General features: G+C 59.9%; 7 protein-coding genes. All 7 read left to right on the top strand.

What is annotated here, in order from left to right:
* Positions 1 to 2 precede the first annotated feature (2 nt).
* The 7 genes from WBN46_RS12640 to WBN46_RS12610 all read left to right on the top strand — a co-directional run bounded on the left by WBN46_RS12640 (position 3) and on the right by WBN46_RS12610 (position 13,082).
* Positions 3 to 998, top strand: coding sequence for an MBL fold metallo-hydrolase (locus tag WBN46_RS12640; RefSeq protein ID WP_337731820.1), 996 nt, complete (start codon positions 3 to 5; stop codon positions 996 to 998).
* 87 nt (positions 999 to 1,085) lie between these two features.
* Positions 1,086 to 2,531 (top strand): alpha/beta hydrolase, encoded by a 1,446-nt coding sequence (locus tag WBN46_RS12635; RefSeq protein ID WP_337731819.1) that lies wholly within the window; start codon positions 1,086 to 1,088, stop codon positions 2,529 to 2,531.
* A gap of 508 nt (positions 2,532 to 3,039) precedes the next feature.
* Positions 3,040 to 6,843, top strand: coding sequence for a hypothetical protein (locus WBN46_RS12630; protein WP_337731818.1), 3,804 nt, complete (start codon positions 3,040 to 3,042; stop codon positions 6,841 to 6,843).
* A 907-nt stretch (positions 6,844 to 7,750) separates the two neighbouring features.
* On the top strand, positions 7,751 to 8,710 hold the full coding sequence (locus tag WBN46_RS12625; RefSeq protein ID WP_337731817.1) for an alpha/beta hydrolase: 960 nt from the start codon (positions 7,751 to 7,753) through the stop codon (positions 8,708 to 8,710).
* 223 nt (positions 8,711 to 8,933) lie between these two features.
* Complete coding sequence (locus WBN46_RS12620) at positions 8,934 to 9,548, top strand: RNA polymerase sigma factor (RefSeq protein WP_337731816.1); 615 nt, start codon at positions 8,934 to 8,936, stop codon at positions 9,546 to 9,548.
* The gene (locus WBN46_RS12615; protein ID WP_337731815.1) at positions 9,541 to 10,701 is read left to right on the top strand and encodes a FecR domain-containing protein; all 1,161 of its coding nucleotides are present in this window, start codon (positions 9,541 to 9,543) and stop codon (positions 10,699 to 10,701) included. Before WBN46_RS12620 ends, WBN46_RS12615 begins: the two co-directional genes overlap by 8 nt.
* 74 nt (positions 10,702 to 10,775) lie before the next feature.
* Positions 10,776 to 13,082, top strand: a complete 2,307-nt coding sequence (locus tag WBN46_RS12610) for a TonB-dependent receptor (protein ID WP_337731814.1) — start codon at positions 10,776 to 10,778, stop codon at positions 13,080 to 13,082.
* Positions 13,083 to 13,117: the final 35 nt, after the last annotated feature.

The following is a 13,117-nucleotide window of genomic DNA, read 5'->3' as shown; positions in this document are numbered from 1 at the left end:
CGATGCGCCAACATGCCTTAAAGAGAAGGTGGATACCCGTCGTCGTCATAGCGACGTTGGCCATGGCGGGCGTCGGCTATGCAGCGCTGTCACCCCCAGACTATTCGCCCTACGTCAGCCGCGAGATAGCGCCTTCTGATTCAAAGGATGGACAGCTTCGGGTCCGCTACATGGGCGTAACCACGCTGCTGTTCGACGATGGTGCCAACGCCCTGATTGTCGACGGTTTCTTCTCCAGGCCTGGCTTAGGTTCGCTATCGCTAAGGAAGATATCGCCCGATCATGCACGAATAGAGGAGGCGCTTAATCGCGGTCACGTTGCGTCACTTCATGCAGTACTGGTCGCCCATTCCCATCATGACCACGCGATGGATGCACCCATCGTCGCCGGAATGAAAGACGCTGATCTGGTTGGCTCGTCATCTGTCGCCATGATGGCGAGCGGATATCCAGGGAAGAAGCCGAGGATGACCGTAGTTCGGGGCGGCGAGACCCTGCGGTACGGACCCTACAAGGTCACGGTATTCAAGTCTCCCCACGCTCCGTGTGCGCTTCATGTGGGGAACATAGGCAAGCCGGTGAGGCCGCCGGTCAGATCCAGCGCCTACCAGGGAGGAGACAACTTTTCATACCTGGTTGAGCACGAAGGACGGCGAATCCTAGTCCACCCTAGCGCCAATGCTCGTCCTGGCATGTATCAAGGTGTAAAGGCGGATGTAGTCCTGCTCGGTATCGGCACATTGGGATGGCGTGATAAAGCATTCATTGATGGCTACTGGGAGAACGTGGTCATCGCTACCGAGGCGAGTTTGGTCGTCCCTATCCACTGGGACGATTTCACCAAAACCGCAGGCACAAGCTTTCCGCCTGCGCCGTTCTTGCTAGGTGATTTTCGTGGTGGCATGCATGCACTCGATGATCGGGCACGAAACACGAGTGTTCGTGTTCTGCTGCCCTCGTTCTTCAAGCCAATGGATCTGCTAGAGCATGCTCGTTGAGCTGTTTGACGAGAGCGCTCACATGCTCATGAGAGTCGGCTAACGCGTCGGAACATATCTCAAGTGATTCACGATGGGGGAGGGGTGATGCGAGCTTACTATGTGGTGGTGCTTCTAATCTGTGCAATCTCAACGGCATGCACACATGTTGCGCCAAAGAGAACGAGTCTTTCGGGCACTGGAGATCCTCCGGGGTGTAACGCTCCTACTGGAGAAGCGCCGACAAATTGTGAGCATCAAATAGTCGAGAGATCCGATGACTACGACCTTCATTTCATAGAATTTGATGATCAGGGGCGCCCGTACGCGGACAATCCCGATTTCGGAGACGCGCATAAGCAGATTGATGAGTTCTTGTTGAATGTGGAGCGCACTGCAAAAACAGAGGCGGGCGTTAGCGTGGTCGTGTTCGTCCACGGCTGGCTGCACTCGTCTGACTCCGAAGATGGGAATCTTGAATCTTTTCGTCGGGTTCTCGGTCAACTAGCGAAGGTCGAGAATCTGGCGTTCTGTCGCCGCAAGGTGATTGGCGTTTACGTCGGATGGCGGGGCGCGGCGACAGTGTTCGGGCGGCATCCTGTTGACACGTTGAGCTTCTGGTCAAGGAAGTTCGCTGCAGAGCAAGTCGCTACGGGATCTTTTCAGCAAGTGGTTGCAGGCCTGAAAGCTATGCAGTCGGCCACCCCCGACAGGATCGAAAAATCAAGATCGTTGCAAGAAGCAAACTGTAGTTCCCGCCTGAAGACTATGTACGTGGGACATAGTTTTGGCGGGCTGATCATCGTCTCGTCAATGGCGCAGGATCTTAGCAGGGGGCTAATGCTCGACCAGCTTGGCGGCGAGAGCTCATTAGGCGCTCGCGCTGCAGCACCGCGTACGCGCTCAGACGAGCTGGTAGTGGCTATAAACCCTGCTATCGAGAGCGCCAGGTTCGATGCCCTGTTCCGCATCGCCAGTACTGCTAAGTACCCGTACTATCGGCCGCCGCGATTCATTGCTATCACCTCCAAGAATGACTGGGCCACAGGGAGAATGTTCCCGGCGGGTAGGACGGTCAATCTCATCACAAAGCGTTTTCCGAGAGGAGACAACTCAGGGAGAAGTGCCGCGAGGAGGGCGCTTGGGCATGACCCGAATTATTTGACGAGGACGCTAGCCGAATCGAGCCACTACACGGGAGACAAGCAGGCTGCCGAGAGGTACTGCGCAGACGCCGACGCCGAACTCCCGTTGGCCGAACGGGCCAAGCTTGACGTGGCAAGAGCACGAAACTTTCACGCCGCCGTTGGGGGAAGCTACGACGCGAATAAGCCCGAGTTCTGGCCTCGAGCATTCTGCGTAAAGGATCCCGATGACAGCAAACCGGACGTACTCATCATGGACGCTTATGCCAATTCCGACATGGATCGAAACACTCCGATCTGGAACATCTCAACAGGGAAACCGATCGTGAAGGATCACGGCGACATTGAAAGCATAAGGCTGATCGAGTTCTTGCGACAGATCTACGTCGACACGATGTTTTTCCGCTAGTGGCATAAAACTTCGCATGGAACATAAGGCTGAACACGCGAACTCAGGCAGCTACCGGAGCCTCGTTTAACGTCAGTGATGTCATCGAAGTTTTCGCAAATATAGTTTGGGCATATGGCCGATTACACTCTGGACCAAGGAGTAGCAAGGTGGATGTTTGGGAAGAATGGAGTTCGATCACAGTGGGATTGGCGTGTCTGGTGGCGGCCAGGACGGCCACCCGTCGTGCCGGGCAATGTCCTTCTGACGCCAGCCTCAGCCTCGGCCCGAGGGGTGTTATGTGGATCGCATCGGTAGCCCGGGCACGATTGGTGGCGCACACGGGCAAGCCGTTCTCTCCGCCGTATCGCCGAATGTGGACGCCTGCACTGCACCCTGCGAATTCCTGAAAGACCATGCCTCCATACCAGTCGCCGCCGCCATATTGCATAAAAACGCTAACGCTAAAGCTAACGCCCGAGTTCAGTGGCCATTGTCATGAAGCAAAGCAAAAGCGCAGGGAGCGAACATGACTGACCAGACGCATCGCAGCTCCCCAGAGCAGGTCAAGAAGTTCGAGGAGGCGCTTCGCGCCCTTGAGCTTGATCGGATCCTTGGAAGCGACGTCTCTCCAGACTCCCGGGAGCGCATGCCACTTTGGGGCTTGGCGTTGTCTGGGGGCGGCATTCGCAGCGCTACGTACTGCTTGGGCGTGCTGCAGGCTCTCGCCAAGCGAGAGATGCTTGGTGCGTTCCACTATTGTTCAACCGTCTCCGGTGGCGGATACATCGGCGGCTTCCTGCAGGCCATGCTGGACAAGCACAAGAAGGACCCTGATCCGGTAGGTGTCGTGATGGAGAGCCTGCTGGGTCCGCGGCAAGATGATGCCGGTGGACCTTCCCATCGCGTGGGACACCTGGAATCCAGCGCGGCGAGCTCGACCGTCAAAAAGTTGCGCAGTTACAGCAACTTCCTGAGCCCGAATAAGCGGCCCTTATCGGGTGACCGTATCGCACTGATTACGACCTATCTATCCAACATGCTGCTGACGCAACTGCAGCTCGGCGCCCTGATTCTGTTCCTAGCCTTTTTGCCCTACGCGCTGATCGCCTGCCTCCAAATAGCGGCGAAGGCGCCACTGCTGACATGGCTTGTGGCGGTACTGACCATCGTCGTTGCGCTCGCCGCCCGCCCTCGGCGCAGCGTCTCCCCCACTCTAGAAGAGGCGCGCTCAGGGCCATTTTCCTTCATGGGGGCTAGCGCGATTCCTCCGGCAGGACTCACCCTTGCCTTCATCCTGCTGGCCGGCGTCATCTGGCCCATTCCTGCCCAGATCGATACACCTGGACGCACCGAAGCTATTGCGCGCTTCATGGAAACGTTATCCCTCTACCTGGGACATCCGTTCGACGAAAAAGAAGTATGGTTTGCGAGGCTCGCGCTGGGCGGAGCGTATCTCGTTGGATTCCTCACATGGCTGCTGTGGTGGAGAAAGGATGCCCGTGAGGAGCGCCACTACGGGAGCAGACTGGCTCGACAGCTCATCTTCGGGCCGCTAGCGGCGATTGCTGTTGGCGCGTCGGCCCAACTATTGCTCATGATTGAAGACGAGAAGTGGAAAATTCTTCTCGAATACCTCGCCATGTCCGGCAAAGGCGAGTTTTCCCTGAGCTTCATCAAGGTCGCGGTCGGAACACCCCTACTTTTCGTCCTGTTCTTCACCATCAACCTCGTGCATCTGGCCTTGGCATACGACAGGGCTGACATTGTTTCCCGTGAACGTTGGAATCGTCTGATGGGGCGAACTGCCGTGTGGGTGGTGGCGGGTGTGCTAGGCGGCCTGCTGATCACCTACCTTCTGCCTGCGCTAATTTTGCAGAAATCGCCGTCTCTCTTTGATGTAAAGACAGGTATTGCGACAACGCTCTGGGGCGCCATCAGCGTGGGCGGAGCTATCGCGGGCTATTGGGAGCAGATGTCGCGCGTGTCCCGGGGATGGAGCGCAGTCGTAAAACGGCTCGTCCTCGCACTCGCCCTCTGGGTCTTCTTGGGCGGCTTCGTGATTGCTGTGGGCGTTCTGCTGATCTGGGAATCAAACTCCCTTACGAACAACGGTATCGTCCCGGGAAAATTCTTCTTGTGGGCAGCCATTCCGCTGATTGCATGGTACTTGCTGGCTCGTTTCGTGGACGAGAACGAGTTCAGCATGAATGGCTTCTATCGCAATCGTTTAGTGCGCTGCTACTTGGCCGCCCGGAACAATGGAGAGGTCAAGCGCGATCAAGAGACGGGGTTGAATCCCGTCGCTGACGATATCAGCTTGAACGTGCTGCGTGATTTTGAGGAGGAGCGAAGGTCGCAGCGACCGTTGTATCCGCTGATCTGTGGCGCAGTGAACCTCGTTCGCAGCGGCCGACTCGAGTGGCAGGACCGGAAGGCTGCGTCTTTCATCTTCTCTCCCCTGTTTTGCGGCCACCAACCCTTGGGCGACGGACAAACAGGGCCGATCGGCGACAGACAGAAGCCCCCTAACCAGTCTGGCTGTCAGTCATCTCTGGAGAAATCCGATCTAGCGGCGCGGCACACGTTGGGTGCAGCCATGGCGGTATCAGGCGCCGCGGTCAGCTCGAACATGGGCTATCACAGCTCGCCGGCTGTCAGTGCGCTGCTCACCCTATTCAATGTGCGCTTGGGATGGTGGATCGAGAACAACAATGCCAAGGAACGGGCCATCGACTTCGCAGGATTGAATCTCCTATCCGAACTGTGCAGCAACACTCATGAGAACGGCAAGTACGCTTACATCACCGACGGCGGACACTTTGAGAACCTAGGCATCTATGAGTTGGTTCGCCGTGGGTGCCGCTTCATCCTGGCCGTGGATGCAACCGCCGATCACAAGCGCGGATTTGGTGATCTGGCCAATGCAGTCCACAAATGTCGCGTCGACTTCGGCGCTGAGATCGACATCGACACCAGCCTGATGAAGACGATCGGCTCAAACGGCTTCGTATCCCGCTGCGCCGCACTGGGCCGCATCACCTATGGAGATGGTGATGAAGGACTACTGCTATATATCAAACCCAGCCTGGTGGGTGATGAGTCGACCGATATCAGAACATACGCGACCCTTCATGAGAAGTTTCCCCATGAGCCCACGAGCGATCAGTTCTTCGACGAAACTCAGTTCGAGTGCTATCGGCAGCTAGGTTTCCAGAACATGCTATCGGTGATCGAACGGGCGATACTGTGTGGCGGACAGATATCCAGCGTAGCGTCGACATCAGCCGCACACCAACCCGGAGTTCGCGGCCCCCGATTGAGCCTGACCAGTCGGACCGACAAGGAAGAGTTTCTCAAGCGCTTGAAGTACAGGCTATACGAACCATCGGACGCCGTCTCGTTGAAGCGGTCGCAGAATGGCGACGCGCTCATCAAGCTTCTCGAACGCCTGCGCGAATCCCAAGTGCTAAAGAGCCTCGACACTCAGCTCTATCCAGGTCTGCATCGGTTCGCACCTCCACCAGCCGCCGGCCGGCGCCCTGCAAACCTGAGTATGAATCTACCCAGCTACAATGAGTTCCGTGACTGCTTCTACTACATGCAGGAGTTAATGCAGCTCATGGAAGGGGTGCATACGGATCTGGATCTGGAACGGAACTGGAACCACCCTGACAACCGCGGTTGGATGAATCTCTTTCAGCATTGGTCCTGGGTCCCCATCTTCCGTCTAACCTGGGCTCTGACGCTTCAGACCAGAGGAAGCCGCTTCGTCCACTTCTGTGAGCGAAGGTTGGAAATCCCCCGGATTAACCATTTCGTCAAGCTCGAACTGCTGAGCACTCAGACCAGGCAAATGGGCTCCAAGGGATGGCTTCGCCGCTTCCTCGTTGCCGCAAGGGGCTTCCATCGGCGTGGAAAAATTAACTTCCTCGAATGCGCGCTACTCTGTTCTCCAACCGTAATGAGAACCGTCGGCGATTCGAGTTCATACTGGTTAGGCATTGCGACCATCAAGATGGGTGAGTTTCTCGCCGAAGGCGGCTCGACCTCCAACGTCGTTGATGAACTGCCCGTGGGTATTGTCCTGATGACACGGGAGAACACATCGACTACGGCTTGGAGTATCAAAATATTCCGCATTCAAGATCACCTCAGACGCATGGGCATAGGCCTCGCCGTTATGCAAAGTCTGCTGCAGCAGGCCACTATCGAACAAAAGCCCGTGCGCACCATTTCGGGCGATTGCGGTGGGGTCTTGGGCAAAGTCAGCGATATCGCTGCCGCAAAGCATGACAAGCGCATTACGCGCTTCATAAACCAGGTTCGATGAATGTGCTTGCTCTGCACGACGACATAGCGCCATAGCTTCCACGTCGACTTGTCGCCCCGGCTCTTCCTTTGCGCACGGAACGTAATGAAGAGTTGCTTCGGATCGGAAGCTGACATGGGCGCTAGCTCCGGCAATTTTCCTAGCCCTCGCCCTAGCTGATGCCGGCTACTGGCCGATAGCCGCCATCCTGAGGATAACGTCCGCTTCCGACCCAAAGCAGACATGACCTTGACTTGTCTTTTCAGCTGCGACTGGACCAACGAAGGCTCATCGGGAACTCAGCGCTGGGCCAGAAGGTGCAGCGCTGTTCGATGGCGTCTACTAGAATCCTGGCAACTCCGCTGGTTAGACCTCGCAGAGTCCCGCCGCGCACGAATCTAGAGGCCCAAGTGACCAACGATTTCTGCTGTGACGAAGCGCTTAGCGGCAAGACGCCGGTTGAGGTTGTCGTGGAGACGGCCGACGTGCTGGCATTTCACCACACGCGCCCTCACTGGGCTGTGCACATAGTCGTGGTCCCAAAAGTGCACATACCATCCCTGACCGACCTTGGCGGACATAGCATGGAGGTGGTTCACCGTTTGCTAGAAGTCGTACGTCAAGTGGCCGCACAAGTGGAGCGCGAACATGGTGCTTGTAGGGTGATTACCAATCTTGGTGCCTATCAGGATTCGAAGCATCTGCATTTTCACGTAGGGGCTGGCGAACTACGTAAGGACTAGCGAGCGCCTACTGCCGATCTCGGGCGATAGCGGACACCAGCAATGCATGGAACTAGATAGATTTGCCAAGGGTATGGGCATGGAAGCTTCCGACTCGGAGCGGACACTCTCGCTCCGCGCTTGGTTGCGCGCTGAGCGGTCTAAACCTAAGCTCGCGACAATTCTCGGGCGCCGCGTAGCATGGCATGGCACAGGAAGCGAAGCAGATGCATATCGTTCGTCCCATGGCTTTGGTGGCCATTTGTCTGTTGATCCTCTCATCGTCGTTTGCCTCGATTGCGGCAGGTGATCCACAGGAAGTGCCGCTATGGCCCGACGAGTCTCCAGTTCTTCAGGACGGAATTAGGGTGCTGGCCAAGGAAGAATGGGCCATCACCCATCCAACCCTCTTGGTCTACTCTCCACAGCTAACGACGAAAAGTCCCGCCATCCTCATCTTCCCTGGAGGCGGTTACAAGGCGCTGGCGATAGGACCAAAAAGCACCATCGGGCGAAATGGTTCAGACGTCTGCCGGTGGCTCACAGACTCCGGTATCACTTGCGTCCTCGTTAAGTACCGCGTTCCAAATACCGGGTGCAACTGGAACAAGGAAGCCAAGAGGCACGATACACCCGACGTACCGATGGCATTACAGGATGCACAGAGAGCTATCTCACTCATCCGGTTCAATGCGGCCGGTTACGGCATTGATCCAGACAGGATCGGTGTCATGGGGTTCTCTGCTGGCGGCAACCTCGCGATCCTGTCCAGCACGGCGTTCCATTCGCGATCCTATTATCCGTTTGACGAAGCTGACCATGCCAGCAGTCGTCCTGATTTTGCTATCCCCGTGTATCCCGGCCACATGACTATGGAGCACAAGAACAAGGAGCCAAAAGCCCTTGCAGCCCAGGAGCTCAACACCGACATTGTCATATCAAAGGATGTGCCGCCGACCCTGCTGATACATGCGAAGGATGATCTCGTGGATCCGGTTCACTATTCCGTGGTGTACGAGCGCGAATTGAAGAATGCTGGCGTCGATGTGGATCTCATCGTCTATGAAACGGGCGGGCATGCCTTCGGAGTACGCAAGCAAGGCAAGGATACGGACCGATGGACGGACGATGCAATGCGATGGTTACGGAAGATCAAGATCCTCTGATCTCGGGTTTACATCGTAGAAAAGTCGGTACGCTTCTGGTTGGAAGCGGACAACGAGGGCTTTCCTGATGGTCAGATCTCTGCGCGCATCCCGCGGATGTTTGACTTGATGTGGAATTGACGCGCCAAACAAGAATCTGGCTAACTCAGGAATATTCATTCTTTCGCATCGACGGCAGGGACGAGCCGTTTCACTTTCTGCAGCTTCATTCGTCTAGGCATTCATGGATCCCGTCCGCCATCCCGCCGAAGAGAGTGTCGAACCGACCAGGTCGGCCGTCCTTGTGGGTGATTCCGTCCCGCGTACGCCAGGGGTGGACGGGGCACAGGCCGCCGAGCTCGTCAGGAGCCTCAACACAACGCTCATCCGGTCGCTCCAGCTGAGGCTGGGGTCGTACGAGGATGCGCGCGAGGTCGCGCAGGAGGCGTACGCCCGCCTGCTGAATCTCGGGAACGACCAAGTCGTCAGTTTCCAGCGCGCCTTGCTGTTCAAGATCGCCCAGAACTTGGCCACCGACCTGCTGCGGCGCCGGGCATATACCGAGTTGCCGGAGCCCGATGGGCTGGATCTGTGGCCCGACCCGGGCGCCGATCCCGAGCGCTCGGCCAGGGCGCGCTGGGTGGTCGAACGGTTGCCGACCGTCCTGGCCGAGTTGCCGCCCAAGTGCGCGGAAGCCTTCCGCCTCGTTCGTATGGAGCAATGCAGTTTCAAGGAAGCGGGCGAACGGCTGGACCTGACGGACAGAATGGTACGGATTCATGTCGCACGGGCGCTGGCCCTGTGCCAGATGCGTTTCGATGAACTCAGGGACGACCGGGAAGGCGCCGATCATGAGTGACCAGATCCACATGGCACGCGAGCAGGCGTTGCAGGAAGCCGCCGAATGGGTGCTGCGCCTGAGCGAACGCGACCTGCAGGATGCCGACATCGACGCGTGGAACGCGTGGATGGAGGCCTCGCCGCTGCACACGCAGGCGTTCGAGGACGTCCACCTGCTGTGGGACGCCGCAGCCAACGTCCGTTCCGAGCAGGTCGTGGATGCACGGCAGGCACGTGTGGCGTCCCATGGCGAAGCACCGCGCGATGCAGCCCCCTCGCTGCCAGGCGTCACCGATGCGAGCTTCCGGCCACGTTCGACGATGGTCCCGTCGCGCCGGCCGTCGCCGCGGTCGCGTGCTCGCCGGTGGGTCGCCCTCGCGGCAAGCGTCGCGGCGGTGGCCGTGATGGCCGTGATGGCCGGCTTCTGGAAGCACGAAGCACCGCGCACGCCGGCCGAGCTCCACGTGGTAGCCGACATCGGCGCGCCGCGGAAGACGACGCTGCCCGATGGGTCGCGCCTCGATCTGGACGCTGGCAGCGAAGTCGTCGTCCAGTTCAGCAGCCAGCGCCGGCAAGTGGAACTGGTGCGTGGCCAGGCCTATTTCTCGGTCGCCAAGGACCCCGGCAAGCCTTTCGAAGTGCGTGCCGGCGGCGCGATGGCGCAAGCATTGGGTACGCACTTCAGCGTCGCGCGCCGGAACGAGGGCGTGCGCGTGGTGGTGACGGAGGGGCGCGTGCAGGTGAGCGACCTGCGGGCGAATCGGGGCGGCATCGCCAACCACGTGGTGCAGCTCGTCGCCAACCAGAGCGCCACCCTGGCGGAAGACGGCCCGCTGGAAGGCCCTGTCGATCTTGACGCCATGGCGACGCTCGCCTGGCTGCAGGGCAAGGTCACCTACCGCAGCGAGACGCTGGGGAACGTGGTGGCCGACCTCAATCGCTACTCGCGTCTGCCGATCATCCTGGAAGACAAGCAACTGGCGCAGCTGCGAGTGACCGGTCGCTGGAGCACGGCCGACCTGGATGTGTGGCTGGACAGCGTGGCCCAGGCCCTCTCGCTGTCGGTGGTGCGCAAGCAGGATGAGATCCTGCTGGTGCCGAATGTCCCGAGTTCCCGCTTGCCCGGTGGGAAAGGCGCGATGGCGCCGAATCCTCCCACCGTTCGACGATAGGGAGACCATCGGGGATCTTGAGCGCAGATGCAGGCCGGGCAGAAGCGAGCGTTCCCCGCGCGAAGCGATCGGGGATGGTCCTGTGCTGGCTGCGTATCGCGCTCCTGGTGGCACTCGCCTCCTTCGGCACATCGTCGAACGCGCAGGACCGTTCGCGGCAGGCCTCCAAGTTCTCCATCCGCGCGCAGTCCCTCGAGGACGCGCTGATCGCGTTCTCCGAACAGTCGGGCATCCAGTTCGTCGCGATTGGCGACCTGAAGACGGCACCGCGCACACCGACCGTGCGCGGCATGCTGGCCAATGAAGAAGCGCTTCGCCAACTGCTCGCCCACAGCGGCTTCGGCTACGCGTTCCGCGCCAATGGCGTGGTCACGATCTCGCCCGCAACCGTACCGCCGCGTCCCGCACCGCCGACACCACCGGTCGCGCACGTACCGACCGAACTGGCGACCGTGCAGGTGACCGCACGGCGCCGCGTCGAGCGCAGCATCGACGTGCCGCTGGCGGTGACGGCACTGGATGGCGACCAACTCGACGCCATGGGCATCGCCAATGCCGCGCAGGCGATCGACTCGGTGCCTGGCGCGTCCACGGTCGATGTGGGTGGCGGCTTCACCCAGGTGCAGATCCGCGGCGTCTCCAGTTCGCTGGGCGGTAACGACAACGGCTACTATCTCGACGAGATCCCGTTCACCGGGGTGACCGTGCCATGGCATCCGGATGCGCGCGCGTTCGACCTGGACCGGGTCGAAGTGCTCAGGGGACCGCAAGGCACGTTGTTCGGCGAAGGCTCGATGGGCGGTACCGTACGCATCCTCACCCGCAAGCCGGAGCTGGACCGCTTCGCACTCCAGGCCCAGGCAGGATGGTCGACGGCGAGCAGCGGCGGCAGTGGCTGGACGGCGAAGCTGATGCTCAATCTCCCGTTGCTGGAGGATCGCTTCGCGATACGCGCGGTGGCCACCGATGAATCGCTCCCCGGCTGGGTCGACCATGCAACGGACGGCCGCCGCAACATCAATACGCAGCAGGTCCGTACCCGTCGGTTCCGCGCGACGTTCCTTCCCTCGGCGCGTTGGCAACTGGACGCGGCCCACTGGTCCTACGACTCCAGCGCACCCGGCGGCGGTTATGCGGCCAACGACGACATGCAGGTCTCCTACTACTACGGGCGCAACGCGGACTGGACCACGTCCAACCTGGTGAGCACGTACGAAGCTGAGGACTCCACCCTCACCTATACCTACGCGGAAGCCGACCTCGCCCAGCGCCAGCAGGGCGAGATCCTGCCGCAGACAGCCTACGACAGCATGATCAACATCGGTGTGCGCACCCACGAACTGCGCTGGAGTTCGACGGGCCCGCGCACGGCGTCGTGGACATGGGGTGCCTATCACCGCCAGGCACGCCGTTTCGATGCCAGCGCGATCGGCGACGTCGCGCCGAGCCGGGCACGCCAGAAGAACGAGGGTGGCGCACTGTTCGGCGATCTCACGGTGCTGCTGCCCTGGCCTGAGTGGAGCTTCAACCTGGGCCTGCGTTACTTCCAGGACCGGGTATCGGGCGTGTCCCTGACAGGCGACGCGCAGACCACGCTGGACGAACGCTTTCACAGCTGGAATCCGCGCCTGGGCGTGTCGTGGAAACCCGCCGACGACACGACGGTCTACGCCAGCCTCGCCAAGGGATTCCGCTCTGGCCAGCTGCAGCCGATCACCTCGCTGCTGCTTGCGGAACAGGCCGGGATCGCGCTACCGACCCGGATCGACTCCGACCGCATCGTCACCGCCGAGCTCGGCGCGAAAACCCTGGCCTACGGCGGCCGACTACTGATGGAAGGCGCGCTCTTCCACAGCCGCTGGCGCGATGTACCGGTGCGGGTCCCGGTGACAGATGTCTTCAACGGCCTGGTCAACTCCGATGGCGCCGAGATCCGCGGTGCGGAGGTGGGTCTTACCTACCAACCCGGCGAAAGCCTGTCGTTCCATCTGGAAACCGCATGGATCGATACGACCTACACGGCGGATGTCGAAGGCACCGCGATCGCTCGCGGCACACCGGTCTACAACGTGCCCCGCCTGACGTGGAGCGCCGCCGGTGAGTATCACCGCACGCTCGGCCATGGCATGCGGGGCATGGCACGCGCAGGACTGCGTTATCACAGTGCACGACAGGTCTCGTTGATCCAGGGAACGCCCGGCGACGCCATCCTGTCGGCCAACGTGCGGCTGGGCATCGAGACGGCAGCGGGCTGGAGCGTCGCGGTCTACGGCGACAACCTGACCAACGAGCAAGGTGCGGACGACGCGCGCACGACGCGCGGACTGGCAACGCGTCTGCGACCGCGCACGCTTGGCGTGGAGTTCGAAGTCCGTTACTGATGCAACAAAATGTTGTATTGAAAATTTCATTTCTG

Origin of the sequence: Pseudoxanthomonas sp. CCNWLW251 (genome assembly GCF_037402255.1) — a bacterium.
Taxonomy (GTDB): Bacteria; Pseudomonadota; Gammaproteobacteria; order Xanthomonadales; family Xanthomonadaceae; genus Pseudoxanthomonas_A.
The sequence above is the reverse complement of the archived record's forward strand: the minus strand, read 5'-3'. Positions and strand labels throughout refer to the sequence as shown.